General features: G+C 56.0%; 27 protein-coding genes and 1 tRNA gene. 12 read left to right on the top strand and 16 right to left on the bottom strand.

Translation table 11 applies throughout. The annotated features are described in order from the left end of the window. Positions 1 to 99 precede the first annotated feature (99 nt). The 5 genes from ACOOGA_RS09565 to ACOOGA_RS09545 all read left to right on the top strand — a co-directional run bounded on the left by ACOOGA_RS09565 (position 100) and on the right by ACOOGA_RS09545 (position 4,274). Positions 100 to 1,047 (top strand): sigma-70 family RNA polymerase sigma factor, encoded by a 948-nt coding sequence (locus tag ACOOGA_RS09565; RefSeq protein WP_417462612.1) that lies wholly within the window; start codon positions 100 to 102, stop codon positions 1,045 to 1,047. Then, positions 1,044 to 1,412: a DoxX family protein gene (locus tag ACOOGA_RS09560; protein ID WP_417462613.1), complete on the top strand. Its 369-nt coding sequence runs from the start codon at positions 1,044 to 1,046 to the stop codon at positions 1,410 to 1,412. Before ACOOGA_RS09565 ends, ACOOGA_RS09560 begins: the two co-directional genes overlap by 4 nt. 66 nt (positions 1,413 to 1,478) lie before the next feature. Beyond that, positions 1,479 to 2,060 carry a hypothetical protein gene (locus ACOOGA_RS09555; RefSeq protein WP_417462614.1) on the top strand — a complete coding sequence of 194 codons (582 nt, stop codon included), beginning with the start codon at positions 1,479 to 1,481 and terminating at the stop codon, positions 2,058 to 2,060. A 76-nt stretch (positions 2,061 to 2,136) separates the two neighbouring features. Then, complete coding sequence (locus tag ACOOGA_RS09550; protein ID WP_417462615.1) at positions 2,137 to 3,861, top strand: hypothetical protein; 1,725 nt, start codon at positions 2,137 to 2,139, stop codon at positions 3,859 to 3,861. A 59-nt stretch (positions 3,862 to 3,920) separates the two neighbouring features. Beyond that, positions 3,921 to 4,274 (top strand): hypothetical protein, encoded by a 354-nt coding sequence (locus ACOOGA_RS09545; protein ID WP_417462616.1) that lies wholly within the window; start codon positions 3,921 to 3,923, stop codon positions 4,272 to 4,274. 7 nt (positions 4,275 to 4,281) lie between these two features. On the opposite strand, the gene ACOOGA_RS09540 is transcribed toward ACOOGA_RS09545, so the two are convergent. From ACOOGA_RS09540 to hisB, 8 genes are all read right to left on the bottom strand, one after another. Then, positions 4,282 to 5,052: a hypothetical protein gene (locus ACOOGA_RS09540; protein WP_417462617.1), complete on the bottom strand. Its 771-nt coding sequence runs from the start codon at positions 5,050 to 5,052 to the stop codon at positions 4,282 to 4,284. A gap of 24 nt (positions 5,053 to 5,076) precedes the next feature. Further along, positions 5,077 to 5,889, bottom strand: coding sequence for a formylglycine-generating enzyme family protein (locus ACOOGA_RS09535; RefSeq protein WP_417462618.1), 813 nt, complete (start codon positions 5,887 to 5,889; stop codon positions 5,077 to 5,079). 104 nt (positions 5,890 to 5,993) lie between these two features. Next, on the bottom strand, positions 5,994 to 7,055 hold the full coding sequence (locus tag ACOOGA_RS09530; protein WP_417462619.1) for a M23 family metallopeptidase: 1,062 nt from the start codon (positions 7,053 to 7,055) through the stop codon (positions 5,994 to 5,996). 28 nt (positions 7,056 to 7,083) lie between these two features. Continuing rightward, positions 7,084 to 7,422: a phosphoribosyl-ATP diphosphatase gene (locus ACOOGA_RS09525; RefSeq protein WP_417462620.1), complete on the bottom strand. Its 339-nt coding sequence runs from the start codon at positions 7,420 to 7,422 to the stop codon at positions 7,084 to 7,086. A gap of 117 nt (positions 7,423 to 7,539) precedes the next feature. Then, entirely contained in the window at positions 7,540 to 8,298 is a 759-nt protein-coding gene (gene hisF, locus ACOOGA_RS09520; RefSeq protein ID WP_417462621.1) for an imidazole glycerol phosphate synthase subunit HisF, read from the bottom strand. Next, complete coding sequence (gene hisA, locus ACOOGA_RS09515) at positions 8,292 to 9,011, bottom strand: 1-(5-phosphoribosyl)-5-[(5-phosphoribosylamino)methylideneamino]imidazole-4-carboxamide isomerase (protein WP_417462800.1); 720 nt, start codon at positions 9,009 to 9,011, stop codon at positions 8,292 to 8,294. Before hisA ends, hisF begins: the two co-directional genes overlap by 7 nt. Next, positions 9,011 to 9,667 carry an imidazole glycerol phosphate synthase subunit HisH gene (gene hisH, locus ACOOGA_RS09510; protein WP_417462622.1) on the bottom strand — a complete coding sequence of 219 codons (657 nt, stop codon included), beginning with the start codon at positions 9,665 to 9,667 and terminating at the stop codon, positions 9,011 to 9,013. Before hisH ends, hisA begins: the two co-directional genes overlap by 1 nt. Before the next feature lie 17 nt (positions 9,668 to 9,684). After that, the gene (gene hisB, locus ACOOGA_RS09505) at positions 9,685 to 10,284 is read right to left on the bottom strand and encodes an imidazoleglycerol-phosphate dehydratase HisB (RefSeq protein WP_417462623.1); all 600 of its coding nucleotides are present in this window, start codon (positions 10,282 to 10,284) and stop codon (positions 9,685 to 9,687) included. A 195-nt stretch (positions 10,285 to 10,479) separates the two neighbouring features. On the opposite strand from hisB, the gene hslV reads away from it, so the two are divergent. From hslV to ACOOGA_RS09490, 3 genes are all read left to right on the top strand, one after another. Next, positions 10,480 to 11,061 (top strand): ATP-dependent protease subunit HslV, encoded by a 582-nt coding sequence (gene hslV, locus ACOOGA_RS09500; RefSeq protein ID WP_417462624.1) that lies wholly within the window; start codon positions 10,480 to 10,482, stop codon positions 11,059 to 11,061. 2 nt (positions 11,062 to 11,063) lie between these two features. Then, a complete protein-coding gene (gene hslU, locus ACOOGA_RS09495; RefSeq protein ID WP_417462625.1) occupies positions 11,064 to 12,374 on the top strand; it encodes an ATP-dependent protease ATPase subunit HslU in 1,311 nt (436 codons plus the stop codon). 99 nt (positions 12,375 to 12,473) lie between these two features. Then, positions 12,474 to 12,851, top strand: coding sequence for a histidine triad nucleotide-binding protein (locus ACOOGA_RS09490; protein WP_417462626.1), 378 nt, complete (start codon positions 12,474 to 12,476; stop codon positions 12,849 to 12,851). Between the two features lie 16 nt (positions 12,852 to 12,867). On the opposite strand, the gene ACOOGA_RS09485 is transcribed toward ACOOGA_RS09490, so the two are convergent. The 4 genes from ACOOGA_RS09485 to ACOOGA_RS09470 all read right to left on the bottom strand — a co-directional run bounded on the left by ACOOGA_RS09485 (position 12,868) and on the right by ACOOGA_RS09470 (position 15,348). Then, a complete protein-coding gene (locus tag ACOOGA_RS09485) occupies positions 12,868 to 13,047 on the bottom strand; it encodes a Trm112 family protein (protein ID WP_417462627.1) in 180 nt (59 codons plus the stop codon). 28 nt (positions 13,048 to 13,075) lie between these two features. Next, complete coding sequence (locus ACOOGA_RS09480) at positions 13,076 to 13,741, bottom strand: LON peptidase substrate-binding domain-containing protein (RefSeq protein WP_417462628.1); 666 nt, start codon at positions 13,739 to 13,741, stop codon at positions 13,076 to 13,078. Positions 13,742 to 13,750: 9 nt separating this feature from the next. Continuing rightward, the gene (gene trxA / locus ACOOGA_RS09475) at positions 13,751 to 14,683 is read right to left on the bottom strand and encodes a thioredoxin (protein WP_417462629.1); all 933 of its coding nucleotides are present in this window, start codon (positions 14,681 to 14,683) and stop codon (positions 13,751 to 13,753) included. Between the two features lie 128 nt (positions 14,684 to 14,811). After that, on the bottom strand, positions 14,812 to 15,348 hold the full coding sequence (locus tag ACOOGA_RS09470; RefSeq protein WP_417462630.1) for a prolyl-tRNA synthetase associated domain-containing protein: 537 nt from the start codon (positions 15,346 to 15,348) through the stop codon (positions 14,812 to 14,814). A 194-nt stretch (positions 15,349 to 15,542) separates the two neighbouring features. Here ACOOGA_RS09470 and ACOOGA_RS09465 point away from each other — a divergent pair. Next, a tRNA-Gly gene (locus ACOOGA_RS09465) sits at positions 15,543 to 15,617 on the top strand. A gap of 78 nt (positions 15,618 to 15,695) precedes the next feature. Here ACOOGA_RS09465 and ACOOGA_RS09460 read toward each other — a convergent pair. Next, on the bottom strand, positions 15,696 to 16,298 hold the full coding sequence (locus tag ACOOGA_RS09460; RefSeq protein WP_417462631.1) for a TetR/AcrR family transcriptional regulator: 603 nt from the start codon (positions 16,296 to 16,298) through the stop codon (positions 15,696 to 15,698). Positions 16,299 to 16,407: 109 nt separating this feature from the next. Between ACOOGA_RS09460 and ACOOGA_RS09455 the strand changes: the two genes are divergently transcribed. Next, positions 16,408 to 17,100, top strand: a complete 693-nt coding sequence (locus tag ACOOGA_RS09455) for a peroxiredoxin-like family protein (RefSeq protein ID WP_417462632.1) — start codon at positions 16,408 to 16,410, stop codon at positions 17,098 to 17,100. Positions 17,101 to 17,214: 114 nt separating this feature from the next. Next, positions 17,215 to 17,823, top strand: a complete 609-nt coding sequence (locus ACOOGA_RS09450; RefSeq protein WP_417462633.1) for a glutathione binding-like protein — start codon at positions 17,215 to 17,217, stop codon at positions 17,821 to 17,823. A 61-nt stretch (positions 17,824 to 17,884) separates the two neighbouring features. On the opposite strand, the gene ACOOGA_RS09445 is transcribed toward ACOOGA_RS09450, so the two are convergent. Genes ACOOGA_RS09445 through ACOOGA_RS09435 form a run of 3 tightly spaced genes read right to left on the bottom strand, consistent with a single transcriptional unit; the run spans position 17,885 to position 20,107 of the window. Next, entirely contained in the window at positions 17,885 to 18,082 is a 198-nt protein-coding gene (locus tag ACOOGA_RS09445) for a DUF1289 domain-containing protein (RefSeq protein ID WP_417462634.1), read from the bottom strand. Between the two features lie 2 nt (positions 18,083 to 18,084). Further along, positions 18,085 to 18,294 (bottom strand): SlyX family protein, encoded by a 210-nt coding sequence (locus ACOOGA_RS09440; protein ID WP_417462635.1) that lies wholly within the window; start codon positions 18,292 to 18,294, stop codon positions 18,085 to 18,087. Between the two features lie 4 nt (positions 18,295 to 18,298). Then, positions 18,299 to 20,107, bottom strand: a complete 1,809-nt coding sequence (locus ACOOGA_RS09435) for an AMP-dependent synthetase/ligase (protein ID WP_417462636.1) — start codon at positions 20,105 to 20,107, stop codon at positions 18,299 to 18,301. A 227-nt stretch (positions 20,108 to 20,334) separates the two neighbouring features. On the opposite strand from ACOOGA_RS09435, the gene ACOOGA_RS09430 reads away from it, so the two are divergent. Further along, entirely contained in the window at positions 20,335 to 21,465 is a 1,131-nt protein-coding gene (locus ACOOGA_RS09430) for a hypothetical protein (RefSeq protein WP_420430585.1), read from the top strand. Positions 21,466 to 21,486 lie beyond the last annotated feature (21 nt).

The following is a 21,486-nucleotide window of genomic DNA, read 5'->3' as shown; positions in this document are numbered from 1 at the left end:
AAAAATTTGGCTGATGCGGTCACGTTTTTTGGCGCCGTTTCGTCACCGTGTTAGCACCTTATGACGATAACGATAAAAACCAGATGAGCAAAGACGCAGATGGAACAGAACAGCTGGCTTGCTGAGCATTTTGAAGAAAGTCGCAGCCACCTGAAGGCGGTGGCTTACCGCATGCTGGGCACCAGGGCTGAGGCTGAGGATGCCGTTCAGGAAGCCTGGATCAGGCTCAACCGGTCGGACAGTGAGCAAATCGAAAATCTGGGCGGCTGGCTCACCACCGTGGTGGCGCGCATATGCCTTGATATGCTGCGCTCACGCAAGTCACGCCGCGAGGAACCGATCGATCAGACGGCCTATGAGCTGTCACCCGAGACAGAAGACGACCCGGAAGCTGATCTCATGATGGCAGACGCGGTTGGGCCTGCCCTTCTGGTGGTGCTTGACCACCTGAACCCGGCTGAGCGCATCGCTTTTGTGCTGCATGACCTGTTTGACCTGCCCTTCAGGGATATTGCGCCGATTATTGGCCGCACGGAAGAAGCCGCGCGCCAGCTTGCGAGCCGTGCGCGCCGTCGGGTAAGGGGCCGGGTACAGGGCCAAGTACAGGGCCAGCTACAGGGCGCGGCCCCGCAGGAGGATAGCGCCCGCCAGACGGAGATGGTCTCGGCTTTCCTGAAAGCCTCAAGGGAAGGCAATTTTGAAGCGCTGATCACCCTGCTGCACCCTGATGTCGCGCTTTATGCAGACGAGGCGGCCCTCAAGATAACAGCAGCCAACAAAGACAAGGGCGCACCACAGTTCGAGGCTGAGATGAGCGGCGCCGCACGGATTGCAGAAACCTTCAAAGGCCGCGCCGCCGGGGCCCAGGTTGCGATTATTGACGGTGCCATTGGTGCCGCCTGGGGCTTTGACCATAAGCCTGTTGTTGCATTCTGTTTCACGCTTGAGGGTGACAAAATCTCAAGCATCAAGGTTGTTATGGACCAAAAACGGCTGAGCGAAATGGATATCAAAATGCTCGGCGACAATGAGGGAGGACGATCATGAATATTTTTCTTTGGGTTTTACAGGGTCTGCTTGCGTTGCACACAGCAATTGGTGCCGCGTGGAAATTTAACAATTCAGAGCAGGCCGTGCCGTCGCTGAATGCCATTCCCCATGGTGTGTGGATGGGCATGAGCGTGGTTGAGCTGTTGTGCGCAGTCGGCCTTGTGGTGCCTGCCTTTTATAAGCCGCTTGCCTTTCTTGCCCCTTATGGGGCGATCCTGATCGCGGCCGAGATGCTGGCCTTCTGCGCCATCCACCTCGCATCCGGCGACAACAACATGGGCCCGATGGTATACTGGATCATTGTGGCCGCCATCTGCGCGTTTATCGCTTACGGGCGCTTTGTGCTCAGCCCGTTTTCGTAAGCCTATAGCTTCACATCCCTGCCGTCCTGCCGTCTTGAAAGCAAGAAATCTTTCGAGGAGGACAGGATGGCTATTGATGCAACCCTTGCCGCTGGTGTGTCTGCGGTTCTTGATGACCTGCCCCCGGTGGTCGACCATATCCAGAAACGGGCGGATTATGCCAAAAGCACATCCGCCCAAAACACGGTGGCGACCTATGAGGCCTATGGTCTGGCGCTTAAAACCCTGCAAGCGAGCCAGAACCCGACCGCAGGTGATTATGAAGCGCTGGACGACACCACCAAGGAAGTTGTGCTGCCGCAAACCGCAGACCTGATCTCCGCCAACATCGCCCTTGCCAACATGGGGCAGCTCAACACCAGCCGCACGATCGAGCCCGCTTACGCGACGGCCGAGAACAAGCTGCTGACCAAGCTGCTGGATGATTGCCAGACCCTTTCGAGCCTCTTAGCAGCAGAGTATGAAACCGGTACATCGCCACCATCAAGCGACCTGCCAGACCCGCCGCCCTCCCCCAGTGAAGGCGCGAACAGCGACACGCCCGATTTTGATCTGGATAGCTACAAGCCGGAAACGGTAACGGTGGGCGAGCTCGACCCTTACGAGCTGCCGGGCGATACCACGATCTATGTGCAGGACAAAACCTGAGACCCAACCCCCGAGCTGCCCCCAACCACAGGGAAATGACCCCCGAGCAAGAGCCCCCCAACAAGGACCACCCATCATGCTGAACATAGACTTTACAGCCCAACTGCCAGCCACCCTGCCGGGCGTGAACCGCAATCAGGTGGTCAAGTTCAACAACAGCTGGGTGCAGATCGGCCAGAACGGCAATAATGTGCAGTTTCTGGTGGTGTATCGCGCCATGGTCCATAAGGTGCAAAACCCGCAGAACAACTGGGTTTTTGCCAACCCGGCACCATTGTTTCCGGGGCAGGCGGGTACACCATGGGGCTCCGGCTGGGGTTATCCTGTGGGTCAGGCCACCCTTGAGGGGCAAGTGCCGGATGGGCGTGGCGGGCGCTATTTTGACGGGGTGGGCATCGCCCGCATCCAGATAGACACCAACAACCTTGCCAACCCGGCGCAGGCATTTCAGGTTCTGGGTGACGAGATCATCCCCAACACAGACGGCTATGAAGACCCGCGCATCTTTGAGGCAAGCGGGCGTTATTTCATCCACTCCCACCGCTATCAGCCGGATAGTTTTCGGGGTGCGCCGGGGCCGCAACACCGCATCTACAAAGGTTATGCGCCCGAACGCATTCCCTGGGTGCCGGGTGATATCAACACCCAGCAGCGGTCGCTTTTTGTCAAAATCACCGAAGTGGAAATCCGGAACAATCACGCCTGGATCGGGCCTGAGTTCTACTATGGCAGCAATGTCTCCAGCAATTTTGAGAAAAACTACGGCTTTTTCCTTGATGGTGACACGCTGTGTGCTGTGTATGGTGTTACACCCAACAACCGGCCTTTCACCATGCTGCGGGCCATACGCGGGCTTGGCGGGCAGGCGGTGCATGATTTCCCGCGCGGCAACCGTTTTATCGCGGAAGAGTTTCAACCCAATACAGACCCACAAACCAACAACACGCGAGACTGTTTCCTCAGGTTGCAGCAGTATTATGCGAGCTTTTTCCCCGGCCCTGCACCTACGGTGTTTTCATCCAGCGGCCCGCTGATATGGGACGGCGGTGTTAACCGTTGGCAAGGCGTGGGCCACGTGAAGGTGTTGCACGCCAACTATATGGCTTACCTGCGTCAGATTGTTGTCTGTGCGCTGGCGGCGGGGCAGGCGGCCAACTACCAGAATGGCCCGCAAAATGGCAATCAAGCCTATCAGGCGCTCATGAACATCAATGCTTATGTGCAGGCGGTGGGGCAGTATCTGGTTCAAAACCCCAATACGGCCCAGCAATATGTGGCGGCCTATCTGAACGGGGTCACAGGCGGCAATCTGCAACCCGGACAGGTCGCGGACGACGACCGTGATACTTTCATCAATGCTATCCGGTCGAACTTTATTCGTGGCAGCCTGAGCCGCCGCATTGCGGAGGCCTATAGCCTGCAACAAGGTAATGTGTCGCCGTGGCAGGGCAACCTGCTGCCCAACCCGCGCAACGGGGGTGACAACCGCGTCATTTTCCATCCGGCGTGTTTCTATTACAGCTTTTTTTACGAGATCGAGGCGAACACCTATCGGCTCAATCGCTTTTCCAATTCGTTTCTGGTGTATGATCAGAACAACCCGAGCTTCCTGCAGTTTGCCAGCAATCTGGCCCGCGCAGGCGGCAACTATCTCATGAGCTTCGGGCAGGATGACAACCGCGCCAAGGTTCTCCAGATAACGGCGCAGGAATATGATAACGCCATGGTGCATGATGCCACCAATTTTGCACCAGCGAACTATAATTTCGTAAATACCCCAGTGAACGAGACCGTGCTTTAGCCGGGCCGGTGGCCAGTAAAGGTTTGCAGCTTCCGCGCTATGCAGCCTAAGCTGCGCCCATGCAAAAGCAGCTTTATATTCTATCTGGCAGTTTGGTGATGGCAGTGGTGCTGTGCGGTGCCATATGGTTGCCCGAAGGCTTACATGGCACGGGCATGCGCTGGGCCGCGCGCGGCGCACTTGTGGGCGTGTTCATCTACCTGCGCCTTCGCCGCTATCAGATGCAGCCGCTTTATACCAGACATGTGCTGTTCTCTGCCGCAACCGGCGGGTTTTTGGTCATGGCCGCCGCGTGCCTGTGGCTGATGGATACAGCACCCGCCCCCCTCATCTGGCTCACGCCTATCCTAAGCGCCAGCCTTCTCGGCCTCAGTTTTCACCTGCTCACCCTCGGGCGTGGCAGGATGGTTTAGTGCGGCGTTATGTTGCCTCTTCAGGCCATTCGCTTACGGAAGTGAAAAAATGATCTGCTTTCTCTCTGATGACCGCCCAATCATCCTTCATCGCTCGCGCGAACCTGATCGAAATCAGAAACTTATCGCGCCACGCATACCTGAGGTGACACTGTGGATTTGGCCACCTATCGAACCGACCACAGATAAGCAACTGCCTGTATCCGTTTTCGTCCAATGCGCTGAAGACATCATCCTCAAATCGTCCCGCTTCGGATGTAGTTGTTGACACCCTTATGCCCAGAAACTCCATACCCGACACAACCTCAGTTTGCTGTTCATCTAAGCCTAACGCAGGAACTGTTGGTTCTGCATACGCTTCAAAAATTCCTTTGAGGCGTGACTTTGTCGTGCATGGGCCAAACCCAGTGCGACGCCCCCGCCCCGAACACAGGCGTTCGATGGATACGTATACTACCTTCTTCAATTGCCCCTCGGCGATGAAGTCGTTCTTGTGCTCATAAGAGAAAGGTAAAAAGTCAGGCATAAGGGCATGCACCATGAAGCCGTTTGCTAACTCGTCTGGTTTCCGATCACTAAGCTCCAGTAACGACCGGAGGTGATTGCCGGGAATATGAAATGTTACCCCCTCCATTCTTGCGTCAACGGTTTTGGCGGAGGTCTCCCAAGGGCTTGCTGGCCTGAACGGTTCGCCTTTTATTTTGCCGTACAGCAGAAACCCACCCACAAACAGGGCGGGTACCAGAAAAAGCGCGATGATATGGCTTGGTTTAACCATTGATTTCTCCGAACACCTGGTTATTTAAAGCTCTCGTTTGACACGCAAACCCATCTGCTTCCCGTGGAAAAAAAACGGAGTGGCCTGTCGAGCGCTAGCTCTGACATTTCTGTTGCTCGCCTCACCGAAGCTGCCACCTCGGAATGCCCGCAGCTCACACTTATCAGACAAATGCGGCAAGCCATTAGGCGGCAGTGCCTCGAGTGAGTTGCTAAAGCAGTCAGCCACATACTCAGAAACGTTACCTAAGGTGTCATATATTCCGAACGGATTGGCTGCATAACTACCGACGACAGAAGGAACTCTGGTGGCAGTACTAAATCTACCCCCGCCGTCACAGTCCGTGCATTTGGCGTTATTTGTACCAATTTCGTCACCCCACCAATATATTGTGGTGGTGCCGCCGCGAGCTGCATACTCCCACTCCGCTTCAGAGGGCAGGCTGTACTGAAACCCGGTTTTCCGGCTCAGCCAGACAACATAGTCTTGCGCCTCTTGCCAGCTAACACCCGCGATCGGCATGGTGTCTGCCTCCCACCCTTGTTTGGGGGGCAGCGATGCACAGCCGCTGTCATCCACGCATGCTTTAAACTGCGCATAGGTGACTTCATATTTGCCGAGCGCGAAACTCTCCGGGATTGTGACGGGTCGTGCAGGCCCTTCAACGGCCATGCGGGCTTGCTTGTCATAGTCGCGTGCTCCCATCATGAACTGTCCGGCAGGGATCACAACCATTTCAGGGCATTCGCTGCAATCCTTGAAACTTGGGATATCCTCAAGGCTTTCATCTGCGCAGCCAACAAGCAGAAGCGTTGATATTACCAATATAAATCGCATCAATTCCCCCATCAACCGTTGGCGTTTCGCCTAGGCTTGTGGGGATACTAGGGGCGGGACATCCTCTTGTACATAACCTTCGTGCAATGGTTGTGAGGGTGGGGTTACTCCACCCGAAACTCGGTGCGCAGGGTTTTGCTTTCCGCGCCATCGCGGGAGGCTTTGATCTCTGCGGTCCAGATGCCGGGGGTGAAGCCGCTTCCGGGGCGCTTGCGGCCAATGAAGCGGTAGATAAACTGGCGGTCTCGGTCCAGCGTTTCAGTTTTTTCGGCGAAGGTGCGGCCCATGGGGTCTTTGAGCTTCATGGCCCAGACGTCCCCCTCGCGGGCATGAAAAGCGTGGGTTGTCATCACCAGCGCGGGCGCTGTGCGGCGGATGCTCTCATTCGGCGCCAGCCAGATATCTGCGCGCTCAGGCGGGGCGTCTGATATGCGGATGCCGATCAGCACCAGCGGCTCGTAAGCGGGCGTTGCGGCCCATTGGCTCTCGTCATCCTCACTGGTCGCGGTGCAGGTGTCGCTCATCTTGCGGCCATCAAAGGGGTCGATGATCTCACCACCCTCGCGCAGCATATAGTGAAGGTGGGGGTATTCCGTCTCGCCCGAGAGGCCCACCTGCCCGAGCTTCTGGCCCGCCTTCACGCTCGCGCCCTCACCCACCGTGAGGCTGCCGTTTTTCAGGTGGCAATATTGGCTTTGGCGGCCATCTTCATGTTGGAGCACGATACCGTTGCCGCATTCCTTGCCGTCGATATCGCTTTCATCCAGCTGCCGGGCTGAGATGTCAGCCACGCCGTCGCGGCGGCGCAGGATGGTACCGTCCGCGACCGCAAGCACATCAACGCCTGTTTCCATCATGCCCATATGCCGGAGCGCGATATCCACGCCCTTGTGGTCCTTTTGGGTTTCGCCCATGCAGCGGTAATCGGTCGCAGCACTATCAGCGCCCGCGCCCCGGTCTACATAACGGGCGATGAGGCAGGTATCGCCGAGCGTGCAGTCAAGCGGGAACTTGAGGCCACCCGGGTTGGTGATAGGAGTTGCGGTGCCGGGGGTTTGGTTTTCCGTGGCGGCAGTTTTCTGCTCACTCTTTTGCTCGCAGGCAGTGAGGGAGAGGGCTGTCAGGCTCGCGCAGATCAGGGTGAAGGTTTTCAGCTTTACGGTCATTGCGGTTTGCCTTTCTTGCTCTCTCAAATCAGGTTTCGCGGTTCGCCTTCTCGGTCAGGCCCGATAGCCCTTCGCGGCGCGCAAGCTCGTCTGTCACATCGCTGAGCGACAGGCCCTTGGCACTGAGGAGCACCATCAGGTGGAACATAAGGTCGGCGCTTTCGCTTACCAGCTCCTTATCGTCGCCGCTTGCGGTGGCCATCGCAACCTCGACGGCCTCTTCCCCTACCTTTTGCGCGATCTTTTTGGCACCTTTATGGTAAAGCCGCGCAACATAACTTTCATCCGCTGAGGCACCCTTGCGACCCTCAAGAAGGGCTTCAAGCCGGGTCAGGGTATCGCCTACGCTGTTTTGATTGTCTGTCACTGTTTATGCCTCACTTTTCGCCGCACATGCGCCACACATGCGCCGCATACCTGCCTACAGATACGCCACACATACGCCTCATACCAGCCACACATTTGGGGTGTTTCGCCACACATTTTATAGCCTAACAGCTATTCCCGCGTTTGCCATATGGGCTTTTGCCTCCGCGATCGTGTGGTCCCCAAAGTGGAAAATCGAGGCCGCCAGCACCGCAGAGGCATGGCCGTCTCGCACCCCTTCAACCAGATGGTCAAGCGTGCCAACACCGCCGGACGCGATCACCGGAATGCTCACTGCATCAGAGATTGCACGGGTTAGTTCGAGGTTGAAACCCTCCCGCGTGCCGTCCCGGTCCATGCTGGTGAGCAGGATCTCACCCGCGCCAAGGCGCGCGGCTTCCTTGGCATACTCAACCGCGTCAATGCCCGTGGCTGTGCGGCCACCGTGGGTGAAAACTTCCCACTTGTCTGGCCCAACTTCCTTGGCATCAACCGCCACCACGATGCACTGGGCACCAAATTTTTCAGACAGTTCACCGATCAGCGCCGGGCGGTTTACCGCTGCGGTCATCACTGAGACCTTGTCTGCGCCTGCCAGCAACAGCTTGCGCACGTCTTCCGCCGTTCGCACACCACCACCCACGGTGAGCGGCATGAAGCAGGCTTCCGCCGTGCGGCTTACGACATCGAGGAGGATATCCCGCCGCTCGCTGGAGGCAGTGATATCAAGGAAGGTCAGCTCGTCCGCGCCTGCGGCGTCATACACACGCGCCTGTTCCACCGGGTCACCAGCGTCGATGAGGTCGACAAAGTTAACGCCTTTCACGACCCGGCCGTCCTTCACATCGAGGCAGGGGATGATGCGTGCTTTCAGCATTTTGCAAGCTCCAGCGCGGCCTTGAGGTCCAGCCGTCCGTCATAAATCGCGCGGCCGGTGACCACGCCTTCAAGGTTGCCAGCGGTTTTCACACGGGTGATGTCGTCCATGTCTTTCACCCCGCCGGATGCGATCACAGGGATCGAGACGGCGTTCGCGAGCGCAGATGAGGCTTCCGCATTGACGCCGGTGAGCGTGCCGTCGCGGTCGATATCGGTGTGGATGATGGCGGCAACACCTGCGTCCTCAAACTGCACGGCAAGCTCAGCCACTTCCACTTCACTGGCTTCCGCCCAGCCTTCCACAGCAACCATGCCGCCCTTGGCGTCAATGCCCACGGCGACCTTGCCGGGGAAAAGCCTGCAGGCCTCTTTCACAAGCGCGGGGTTTTTGACCGCGAGCGTGCCGAGGATAAGGCGCGAAATGCCAGCGTCTAACCAGCGGTCCATGGTCGCAATATCGCGGATGCCGCCGCCAAGCTGAACCGGGATTTTCACCGTGCCCAGAATGGCCTCAACGGCGGCGGCATTCACCGGTGCGCCCGCGAACGCGCCGTTCAGGTCCACCAGATGCAGCCACGTGCAGCCTGCATCTTCAAACTCCTTGGCTTGCGCCGCCGGGTTGTCGCTGAAGATGGTCGCAGCGTCCATATCGCCTTTGAAAAGGCGAACGCAATTGCCGTCCTTGAGGTCAATGGCAGGATAAACGGTAATCATGGTTTCCACTCCAAAAACGCACTCAGGAGCCTGAGGCCAACGGCCTGACTCTTTTCCGGGTGGAACTGCGTGCCCACCATGTTGTCTCGCCCAACTATGGCAGTGACCTGTCCACCATGCTCGGCATAGCCCAGCAGGGCATCACCGGTAGTCAGCGCCATATGGTAGCTGTGCACAAAATAGGCGTGGTCACCGGCCTGAATGCCGCTGCACACCGGGTGTTTGGCGCCCGCGTCTGTGAGCATCAGGTCGTTCCAGCCCATATGCGGGATCTTGAGCGCGGGGTCGTTTGGTTCCATGCGCTCCACGGTGCCGTCGATCCAGCCCATGCCTTCATGGATGCCGTGTTCATGCCCTTCATGCGCCATAAGGTGCATGCCCACACAGATACCAAGGAAGGGTTTTCCTGCCTCCAGCACGGCCTCTTCAATTGTATCCGCCAGGCCTTCAATCGCCATCAAACCGCGGCGGCAATCGCCAAACGCGCCAACACCGGGCAATACGATACGGTCAGCTTTCGCGATCACATCGCACTTGTCTGTTACAATAATCGTGCTTGAAAGCTTGGCCTCATGAGCCGCCCGCGCCAGTGCCTTTTCGGCAGAACGCAAGTTGCCCGAGCCATAATCAACGATGGCAACGGTTTCGGTCATCTAAAGCTCCTTGCCGCTTAGAGGCTGCCGCCGAGGGTGCCCTTGGTGCTTGGCACAGCGTCCGCCTTGCGGGGGTCGACCTCAAGCGCTGTCCTGAGCGCCCGTGCGAGCGCCTTGAAGCTGCTTTCAATAATATGGTGGTTGTTCACACCATAGAGGTTTTCCACGTGTAGCGTGACGCCTGCGGCAAAAGCGAAGGCACGGAAAAACTCTTCAAACAGCTCCGTATCCATCTCACCGATCTTGTCGCGGCTGAAATCAACCTTCCACACAATGAAAGGTCGGCCTGAGATATCGATCGCGGCGCGGGTCAGCGTTTCGTCCATCGGGATATAGGCGCTGGCATAGCGCGTGATGCCCAACATGTCGCCCAGCGCCTTTTTGATCGCTGTGCCGATGACGATGCCGCAGTCTTCCGTGGTGTGGTGCCCATCGATGTGCAGGTCGCCTTTTGCACGCAAGGTAATGTCGATTAGCGAATGGCGCGACAGTTGTTCGATCATATGATCGAGAAAGCCAATGCCGGTATGGACGTCGTACGAACCCGTACCGTCCAGATTTACCGTTGCGGAGATCTCGGTCTCCTTGGTCTTTCTTTCATATGATGCTGTGCGCATTTCATGCTCCGCATTGCAGTTTGGTTTGACCAATTGGTGCTCATGCCCCAATTTGAAAACATTATGGCTTTAGGATTAAAGCGCTCAAGACGCAAGGAATTATGCGGCTTTTGCGCACATAAGCTTGTAAGAGATCACTTCGGTTCATATATGCTTTCGCAAAGATAAAAAGTAGAAAAGGAAAACTTAAGTCTTATGACTCAGTTCCATTCAGAGCTGCCAACCTGGCATGCCACCACCATCTGCAGCGTACGCAAGGACGGCAAAGTTGTGATCGCTGGCGATGGTCAGGTCTCGGTTGGTGATACGGTGATGAAAGCCAACGCACGCAAGGTAAGACATCTGGCGGGCGGCAAGGTGATTGCCGGTTTTGCGGGTGCGACTGCAGACGCCTTCACGCTTTTTGAGCGGCTTGAGGCCAAGCTTGAGCGCCATCCGGGCCAGCTTGCGCGCGCCTGTGTTGAGCTCGCGAAAGACTGGCGCACAGATAAATACCTGCGTCAGCTTCAAGCCATGATGATTGTTGTGGACGGTGACACCAGCCTTGTTGTGACCGGTAACGGCGATGTGCTTGAACCCGAGCACGGTGTTGTGGCTATCGGTTCGGGCGGCAACTATGCGCTTGCGGCAGCGCGTGCGCTCTATGACCAGGACCTGAGCGCCGAAGACATCGCTCGTAAGGCCATGAAGATCGCCGCTGATATCTGTGTCTATACCAACGACAATGTGATCGTTGAGCAAATGGATGCATCAAGTAATACTGAGAGTCAGGAGTAAGTATGAGCAGTTTTTCCCCCCGCGAGATCGTGTCCGAGCTGGACCGTTTCATCATCGGCCAGAAGGACGCGAAGCGCGCAGTTGCCGTGGCGCTCAGGAACCGCTGGCGGCGCCAGCAGCTTGAAGGCCAGATGCGCGAAGAGGTCTTGCCAAAAAACATCCTGATGATCGGACCAACGGGCGTTGGTAAAACTGAAATCTCCCGCCGTCTTGCCAAACTAGCGGAAGCCCCTTTTATCAAGGTTGAGGCCACTAAGTTTACGGAAGTGGGTTATGTGGGCCGCGATGTTGAACAGATCATTCGTGACCTGATTGAGAACGCCATTCTGATGATGCGCGAGAAGCGCCGCAAACAGGTGGCTTCCAAGGCGGAAATTCATGCGGAAGACCGCGTGCTTGATGCGCTTGTGGGCGAAGGTGCTTCTGATGCTACGCGGCAGAAGTTTCGCAAAATGCTGCGTGAAGGCGAGTTGGCGGAAAAGGAAATCGAGCTTGATGTGGCGGATACCGCCAGCCCGTTCCCGCAGTTTGATATCCCCGGTATGCCGGGCGCCAGCATGGGCATGGTAAACCTGGGCGATATGTTTGGCAAAGCCATGGGCGGCCGCAAGGTGAAGAAACGCCTGAAGGTATCTGAAGCCTATGAAGTGCTGATGGGTGAAGAGGCTGACAAGCTGGTGGACGACGAGAGCATCACGCGCGAGGCCACAACGCTTGTGGAAGAGCATGGCATCGTTTTCCTTGATGAGATCGACAAGATTTGCGCACGCCAGGACGTGCGTGGCGGGGACGTAAGCCGGGAAGGTGTGCAGCGTGACCTGTTGCCGCTGATTGAAGGCACCACCGTGTCCACCAAATACGGTGCGGTGAAAACCGACCATATTCTGTTTATCGCGTCTGGCGCATTTCATCTGGCGAAACCGAGCGACCTGTTGCCCGAGCTTCAGGGCCGGTTGCCGATCCGCGTAGAGCTACGCCCGCTGACGGAAGAGGACTTCAAGCGTATCCTCACTGAACCTGACTATAGCCTTATCCGCCAGTATGTGGCGCTGATGGGTACGGAAGAGCTTACGCTTGAGTTCACCGAAGATGGTATCGATGAGATCGCGCGCATTTCTGCGCACTTTAACGAGACGGTTGAAAATATCGGCGCGCGGCGCCTTCACACCGTGCTTGAAAAAGTGCTGGAGGAGGTCAGCTTCACCGCCAGCGACCAAAGCGGTACCAATATCACGGTAGATGCCGCCTTTGTGCGTAAAAACATGGGTGAGCTTGCCGAGAAGGATAATGATCTTTCCAAGTTCATTCTCTAGAACGCGGCGTAATGTTCTTTTGTCGGTTGGTGGCTGGACGCCGCCAATCGGCACGTTATAGTGTGCCCATTCCATTCACCAATAGTGGGAGTGCATGCCATGGCCTATGACAAGAACAACATCTTCGCGAAAATTCTGCGCGGGGAAATTCCTTGCAACAAGGTCTATGAAGATGAGTGGGCGCTTGCGTTCCATGACATCAACCCGCAGGCCCCAACCCATGTATTGGTCATCCCGAAAGGGCCGTATGTTTCCATGGCTGATTTCACAGCGGAAGCACCGGCAGACCTGATTGCAGGTTTTATGCGCGCTGTGGGCAAAACGGCTGAAATGCTCGGGCTTGTGGATGATGGTTACCGTACGCTGGCAAACGCAGGCGACAATGCGCATCAGGAAGTGCCACACCTGCATATCCATATTTTTGGCGGCAAAGCCCTTGGTCCCATGCTGATAAAAGACTGGTCTGGCCAGCTCTAACCTCCGGTCTTCGAGCTTAAAGCTCGCGTGCTTCATCCGCCAGCAGGATCGGGATGCCGTCCCGTATCGGGAAAGCGAGCCCTGCTGATTTGCTGATCAGCTCCTGCTTTTCTGCGTCATAGTCCAGCCGCATCTTGGTCACCGGGCATACCAGAATTTCAAGAAGCTTGGGGCTTGTGCTGCTGCGATCAGGCATGTGTTGTCTCCGCACTCTGAAATGAAATCTAGTGGGCTGAACCGTCGCTGTCATTGGCCGCGAGGTTTGATGCGGCCATGGTGAGCAGTTTTTTGAGAAGCTCCGACCGGTCCCACACCTCCGGAGCCTCAAGAAGCGCTTGTTTCTCTGCCGGTGAAAACGGGACAATCATCGAAAGTGTGTTCACCAGCACGTCGTCCGGCGCTTCGGCGATGGCGCTGAAATCTGCGTCTAACCCCTTGATATCAAGGTATGCCTTCAGGGATGCCATCAGGGCATCACGTTCCACACGGGTTTTGCTGTTGCCGCCCCATGGGTCTTGCTCGAACGCTTTCCAGTCGGCGCGTACCTGCCGATACGGCGTGGTAACGCTTAGCTCTTCGTCAATCCGGAAGCGGGATAAACCCTTGAGCCGAATGACGATGCGGCCATCCTCAGTCTCATGAAACTCACTAATAGAGCCCACGCCACCAACGGTGAACAAGGGTGGCGCTTTTGCGCCCACTTCCTTCACGCGTGGCTGGATCATGCCAATAAGATTGTGACCGGTTGCTGCGTCACGCACCATCTTCAGGTAGCGCGGCTCAAATATATTGAGCGGCAGGCTCGCACCAGGCAGCAGAATGACGCTGGGCAAAGGGAATACAGGAATGACGGAAGGCAAAGCATCCAGTGTTTTGCTTTTTTCCGTCATTCCGGGGCCCTAGCTAAACAGAACGGACGACAGGCGCCGCCTGTATTTCATGGTGAAGGGGTCGCTGGCGCCTGCTGCTTCAAAAAGCTTCAGAAGCTGCTTGCGTGCGGCGTCGTCATTCCATTCACGGTCCCGCATGATGATGCCGAGAAGAGCTTCTGCCGCTTTATCAAGCTCACCTGTGCCCTGATAGGAAAGCGCGAGGGAATAGCGCGCTTCATGGTCTTGCGGGTCTTCGCTCACTTTGGCTTCAAGGGCCGCACGGTCGCCGGCGTTTTCACCTTCAGCGGCCAGTTCAAGCGCGGTGTGAATACGCGCGAGACGCTCTTTCTGTTTGGGGTCGTCTATCTCATCCTCAGACACTGCCTCAAGAATGCGGGTGGTCTGGTCGCTTTGCCCAAGCTTGAGTGAAGCCTCCGCCATACCGATCAGTGCCGCCGTGTTGTTTTGGTCGTGCATCAGGATTTGCTGGTAAACTTGCACCGCCTGCATGGCCTCACCGCTATCAAGCAGGCCGTTTGCGTGTTCAACCGCTTCTGCGACGGGGTCGCCAGCTTCTTCACCGCCTGCAAGGGCCACTAGTTTATCAACGAAGGTTTTGAGGTGCGATGCTGGCACAGCGCCCTGGAAACCATCAACCGGTTGGCCCTGCCAGAAGGCCAGTACGGTCGGCAGGCTTTGTACCTGCATCTGCGCGCATAACTGCTGGTTCTGGTCGGCGTTGACTTTCACAAGTGCAACCGCGCCGTTTGCAGCTTTTACCGCAGTTTCAAGCGCGGGCATCAGTTGTTTGCACGGGCCGCACCAGTCTGCCCAGAAATCTACAATCACCGGGCGCTGTTGGGACGCGGCAATCACGTCCTCGCCAAAGGACTGCATGTCAGTGTCTTTAATTAAATCTGTGCTTGCGCCGGGGACACCGGCGCCAATAAGTGCGTCCATCTCAAAACTCTTGGATCAAATTTCAATACCATACCAATGAGGCAAGAGAAGCCCTTGGCGATCTATCGCTGACCATAGGAGGTCGGGCTTCGCTTTGCCAGAGGGGATTGCTTATTTTTTAGCGTTTTTCAACCAGCGTTGTCAGTGAGGTTTATGATCAGCGGTTCATAACCGCATGCGCGAATAAATTTAATCAGATCATCAGGCGCGATGGTTGTGGTCGCGGCGTTGTGAAGTGGGTGGCAATTGATAACGCCGCCGCTCACCAGCGTTTCATCCAGTGCGACGACAAGCCGGGGTGGCTCCCCATCACTTATGCGCGCATTAAAAAGCCCAAACGGGGTAACGGAGCCGGGCTCTACCCCCAACATGTCTTTCAGGCTATCGGCGCTGCCAAACGACAGGCGACCCAGGCCAATGAGATCAGCGAGACCGCGGAGGTCGATTTTTACACTCTCCTCAGCCACCACAAGGGCGCGGCGTTTCTTCTTGTCTCGCACGAACAGGTTTTTGGTGTGCCAACCGGGCATGCCGCCGTCTGCACCAAGCCGTGCGGCTTGCGCCTGCTCGACTGTGAAAACAGGCGCGTGGCGCACCGTTTTTATTGTGATGCCAAGTGTTTCCAGAAAGGTAAAGAGCGCCATCTCTGCGGGATGCGATTCCATGTGCGTGTCCTGTGTTTCGCGTGTGCCCATAAGGCTTTATCGCATAAATACCCATGCATTTCATGAGCTTAGACGCGTTTCATAAAAAAATAAAAAAAGGTGTTGCAAAGGCAATGTGGATAGCTATTATCCCGCCTCGCAGACGGCACCGCCGCCTGTTACCCCTCACAACGCTTGCGTTGTGTACGCGATGAGCGGGCGTAGCTCAGGGGTAGAGCACAACCTTGCCAAGGTTGGGGTCGTGAGTTCGAATCTCATCGCCCGCTCCATCTTTTCCTTGAGAAATCAAGGCGTTACAAGAAGCCTCCTTGACTAGAAATAGTCTGGAGGCTTTTTTGTTTTTTGGGTTATGTAACAGCGGGTGCACGGTAGAGACCCAGCCCTTCAAGCGTGGTCCTTGTCAGTAGCCACAGCTCATTCTCGTCCCGTATCACCTTGCAGAGAACATTGATCCCGATCATCAGATTCTGTAGTGCCAGGGCCAGGGCATGCACATTCGCACCGTCGCTTAGTTCACCGCGCTCCTGCGCCAGGCTCAGAAGATGTTCGAGATGAGCCGCAGAGCTAAGTATGCGTTCAGCCAACTCAATACCAAGCCCTTCGGATGCCGGGCATATTTCGCAAACCGTGTTGACGATCATGCAACCGCGAGCATCCGGGTCTTGAGCGCGGGCCCGGCAAATATCTTGAAACACAGACGTGATTAGCGGAAGCACGTCTGTTTGCATCTCCTTATATAAAGGCGCGTCGGGGCTTTGTGCTGCATACTCCGGGATGGTTTCGCTAAAAAGTGCGTCGCGTGAGCCGAAGGCATTGTAGAAACTGGACCGGGTCATTCCCAGAAGTTCTGACAGGTTCTTCACCGAAGACTGCTCAAATCCGTTTTTCCAGAAAGCTTCTGTCGCGGTATTGAGCGCTTCTGTTCGGTCGAATTTGGTTGGCCTGACCATTATTTCATCCAATGTGTAAAAAGTTATGTACATATGTGTACATAACATCTATGTCTCTTTTTGTTCATATATGTACATAACATGGATGTCAATTGAGGGAACACGCTAAATGTCAGGCTTGAACGGAAAAATTCGCAGTGCAATTCAGCACTTCCGTGACACTTTGCCCAGGGAGCTGGTGGAGTTAGTTGAACAGGGCGCGGGTGAGATTAGCGCCCTGGATATTGTTGAAAATGCTCTCCATGTGGGGGCGGTTGCGCCGGGGTTTGAGTTGCCCGCTTATGGCGGGGGTATGTGTAGCCTCGAAGGTTATCTCGCAGATGGCCCGCTTGTCCTGACCTTCTATAGAGGGATCTGGTGTCCTTACTGCAACCTGCAACTGAAGGAGTATGACGAGCGACTTAGAGAAATTACGGACCACGGTGCCGCGCTCGTGGCGGTAACAGGTGAAAAGCCAAATGCAGTGGATATGCTTGCGTCTGCTGGTGTGCCGGAAGATGTGATCGCAGGCGCGGTGACCTCTGTGGGCTTTGATGTGTTGCATGACGCCAATAATACACTCGCTCGCCAGTTTGGCCTCGTTTTTGAGCTGCCTGAAAGCCACCAAACGGTGCTGCGCCAGATCGGTGTCGATGTTGGGATGCTAACGGGCCAGTCGTCATACATGTTTGCAGACCCCGCGACTTATGTGATTGCGCAGGACGGCAAGGTCTTTCGCGCCTTTGTTCCCAACAACTACCGAAAACGTACTGAAGTCGACGCGGTTAAAAAGGCGCTGCATGACCTCATGGCAAATCGGTAGTCCGTGGCGCACTGCCATAACCGTACGGGAAGCCCAATGCAGGGGTTCTTCGGAAAAATACTATTCATGACCGGCCTTAGATCAGGACGGCGAACCATCAAGAGGAATGAAACGATGAAACTTTATTATATACCCATGGCATGCTCGCTTGCTGTTCATATCGCACTGCGTAAGGCTGGTGTAGTGCCCGAGCTTGTGAAATATGACCCGGCTACCGGCATGGCAGAGGACGGCATATCACTTCGCGAGACCTACCCAAAAGGCTATGTGCCTGTTCTTCTGGATGATCAAGGCGAGGTGCTGACAGAGGTTTTGTCTATCATGATAGAGCTGGATGCCCGTTACCCCGAAGCAGGGTTGTTGCCCAAGGGGCGTGTTCAACGCCGACAGGCAATTGAGTGGCTGGCTTACACATCCTCTGAGCTCCATAAACGGTTTACAGTACCGCTCTTTTTTGAAGAGACCCCCACAGCAGAGACAAACGCACAGCGGGAACAGATTGCCGCCCGGTTTGATCTCGTTGAAGCGAGCCTATCGGACAAGAAGGCCTTTTTGCTGGGGGACGAACTAACAGCTGCAGACTGCTATTTGCTGGTGGTCATGCTCTGGACCGTGCCAGCGAAGGTCAGCCTTGATCGCTGGCCTGACCTCACAGCCTACCGTGACCGATTGCTCCAGAACCCGGATGTTTCGGCGGCAATGGCAGCTGAAGGGCTGATGTAGCAAGTTGCGGTAGCCAAGAACTATCGTCGGCACTCTATATGGTAAAAGGGTGTCGGCATGGCTATTTCGGGTTATCACCCTGCCTTCGGGAAACGGCCGCGAGAATTGCAAGTTTCTCCGCATTGCTCGCGGTTGACCAAACGCCGATCTCACCACGTGTGCGCAGACAGCCGATGCAATATATGCCGGTGTTATCCAGCTTGCAGGTGCCAACGCAGGGGCTTTCAACCTCGCCCCAGCTTTTTGCTGCGTCACTCACCGTCAATAGTGCGGCGGTGGTGGCTCAGACTTGCCGTCCCGCCCGCTATCTTCAAGCTGGACCACTTCAGCCTGCAGCTTCTCAAGCCGCCGCTTCAGCCGGTCAATCTCACTCCACTGTGACGTCACCGTCTCATTAAGCGTATCAATGGTTTCCTGCATGAAAGCGAACCTGATCTCAAGGTCCGCAATCTGCTGTTCACTGTCCGTCATTCGTTCAAGCCTTTGCCCGGTGATAGAGCTTTTCAAGCCGCTCACCATATAATTCACCAACAACATGCCGCCGGAGCTTCAGCGTTGGTGTCAGTTGCTCGTTTTCAATGGAAAAGGCTTCGTCTGCAATGATAAAACGCCGCACTTTCTCAAGATTAGAGAGCCGATGGTTGATGCGGCTAACGGCCGCGTCTATCGCTTTGCGAAGGTCTGGGTCTGTATTGAGGTCAATACCGTCGAGGGTTTTGTCCTGATCCTTGGCCCAGCCCCGCAGCCATTCAGCGTCTGGCACGATAAGCCCCACAAGGTGCGGTTTGCGGTCGCCATATACCATGGCCTGGGCAATCTCATCCTCAAGCGCAAGCATGCCCTCAATGCGTTGGGGCGAAACATTGTCCCCCTTGTCGTTGACGATAAGGTCCTTCTTACGGTCAGTGATCACCACATGCTGGTCTTCGTCAAACTTGCCGATGTCGCCTGTATGTAACCAGCCGTCCACAATGGTCTTGGCTGTGGCTTTGTCGTCCCGCCAATAGCCTTTCATCACCAGTTCGCCGCGAACTAGAATTTCGCCGTCTTCCGCGATTTTGACTTCCGTATTGGGGAAAACGGTGCCGACGCTATGCGCCTTGGGTGCCGCTGGCGGGTTTACGGATATAATAGGGCCGGATTCTGTTTGCCCATAACCTTGCAGGAGCGGCAGGCCAAGCGCCTCAAAAAAATATCCAACATCAGGAGCCAGCGGCGCGCCGCCAGAAACAAGCGCTTTGATGCGGCCACCAAACTGGTTGTTCACCTTGCGGCGTACCGTCAGGCTCAGGAAAATATTCTCGATCTTTTCCTTGAAGTTGAGGCGTTCACCCTTGGCGATTTTGGTGCCAAGCTCAATGGCGCGGCCAAACAATTTGGCTTTGGTACCGCCTTCTTTCTCAATCGCCCGGCTGATGCGGGTGCGTAGCATCTCGAAAAGGCGCGGCACTACCACCATAACCGTGGGTTTGGCTTCCGCCATATTGGTGGCCAGTTTTTCAAGGCTTTCTGCGTACCATATCTCGGCACCGATGGTGAGCGGCCAACACTGGCCCGCTGTATGTTCATAGGCGTGGCTGAGCGGCAGGAACGACAGAAAGACATTATTGTCGAGCCCAAGCCCGCGAAAAATTTCAATCGCGCCCTCAGCATTATGCAGGATCGAGCCATGATGGGTTTTCACCCCCTTTGGTGCACCGCCGGTGCCACTGGTATAGATCAGGCACGCAATATCGTGGCGGGAAACGTCTTTTGCACGGCGGGCAAAGTGGGCAACGTCTGCTTCCTGGGCGCTAAGGACCTTGTCCCAGTGGTGCACTTCCACATTGACCTGTTGCTCGAGCTTTACTTCTTCAATGGTGATGGTGTGTTCAAGCTCGTCTGACTGGTGGGCCGCCTTGAGGAACGTGCGCGCGAGGGATTTGGTGGAGACAATCGCCGCTTTCGCGCCGCTGTTCTCAAGAATATGCAAATGGTCGCGTGCGGTGTTGGTGACATAAGCCGGCACGGTGATAGCGCCAACGGCCATGATGGCGAAGTCCGCGATCAGCCATTCCGGGCGATTCTCGGAGATAATGACCACCCGGTCGCCTGCCACCACACCAAGGGCCTCAAGCGCTTTTGCAAGCTTGCTGACCTCTTCGGCGGTCTCTGTCCAGTTGCGGGAACGCCAAGCCCCGCCTGACTTGGCATAAAGCAATGGTTTGCTGGCCATCTTTGTCGCCTGATCAAAGAACATGGCCGTGAGGCTTTGCCAACGCGCATCTGGCTGCGTGTTTTGCATGGTCCGAGTCTCCCTTACCTTCCCCGTAAAGATCAGTTCTTTTTGGCGCAAAAAGGATTTTGGAGCAAGCCGGAACACTTGGCAGCGCTGTCAAAACAGTATGTAGTGGGTGCCATGGAAAAAAGTTGTCTAATCCGGTTGATCTTTCTTGCAAGTGCTTTGGTGCGGTGCCATACCCGACTTATGCGACACACGCTGACGCAGAACTCAGAAACGGTTTGTTGGCCATGAACGGCGACGAAGAAAAAAACGCAGACCATAGCCCCTCGGACGCTAGCGTCCCAGACGACTTCTCGACCGCTCAACCCAGTGATGCCGACGAACGGCGCTTGCACTTGCGCGCGTTTGATTACTGGCTGCAGTTGAAAGCCGAAAACGCCTTCCCGCTTTTTAAAGACCTGACACCTCAAGGGCTTGCGCCTTTCAAGACCAACACCTTGTTGCTGGAATTCACATCATCAGGTGCTGTGGTGCGTTTTGCGGGTGATGATGTCAAAACCTTGATGAACGAACCTATCGGCCCCGGCGTTAGCCTGGAAGGTATACCTCAGTCAGCATTCGCAGGCGCGCTTCTTGGCCAGTTTGAAACAGATGACGGGCGGGAGCGCGCGGCAGAGTTTGAATTTGCTGAAGGTTCGCTGGACTGTCGCGGCATCATGTTGCCGTTCAGCCGAACGGGGCACGCACCTCATTTTATTATGGTGGTGGTGAGCTATAGGGCGCCGGGCAACAAAGTTGAAGAGGCGGAGACCGCACAGGTTGCGCCAGAACTTGATGACCGACTGGGCGCTTGTGAGCGCGCGGCAGGTCGTGTCGCGCACCTTGACGGTGGCGGACGCGATAATCTCTATCAGGCTCTTGCAGCCGCGCTTGCGCTGTATGAAGAAGGTGAAAACGCACCGGACGCATATGACGCCCTTCTCAAGCGAAACAAGTTGCGCGCGCAAGACCGCGCACCCTTTACGCCCGTGCTGAAACTGACGTTTGGCAAGGACTACGACAAAACGCGCCTGACGGAATATGCCTCCGCACTTGCGTTTGCCAGGCGGCAGGGCGAAACGTCTGAGAGCCTTGTGGCTTTTCTTAAGGCGCAGCCCGGCGGTATCAAGGGCTGTGTGAAAGCGGAACGCATGGCACGGCGCGGTGAAGTGGGGAATGCAGCCCACACCCGCCAGGATGAAGCGCGGGCGCACGCGCTTGGCGCCCCCGCTTTAACGCTGGATACTTTCAATTCAGATAGTGAGTTTTGCCTTGTGCTTGCACGCCGCAAAGACGGCGGCGGGCTTGAGGCAATCGGCGTGGCGGATGCCGGGCCGACAACGGTGGATACAATGGTTCGCCGTTTCAAAAAGAAATAATCAAAAGAAAAGACCCCCAGT

The organism is Kordiimonas sp., assembly GCF_965216265.1.
Taxonomy (GTDB): domain Bacteria; phylum Pseudomonadota; class Alphaproteobacteria; order Sphingomonadales; family Kordiimonadaceae; genus Kordiimonas.
The sequence above is the reverse complement of the archived record's forward strand: the minus strand, read 5'-3'. Positions and strand labels throughout refer to the sequence as shown.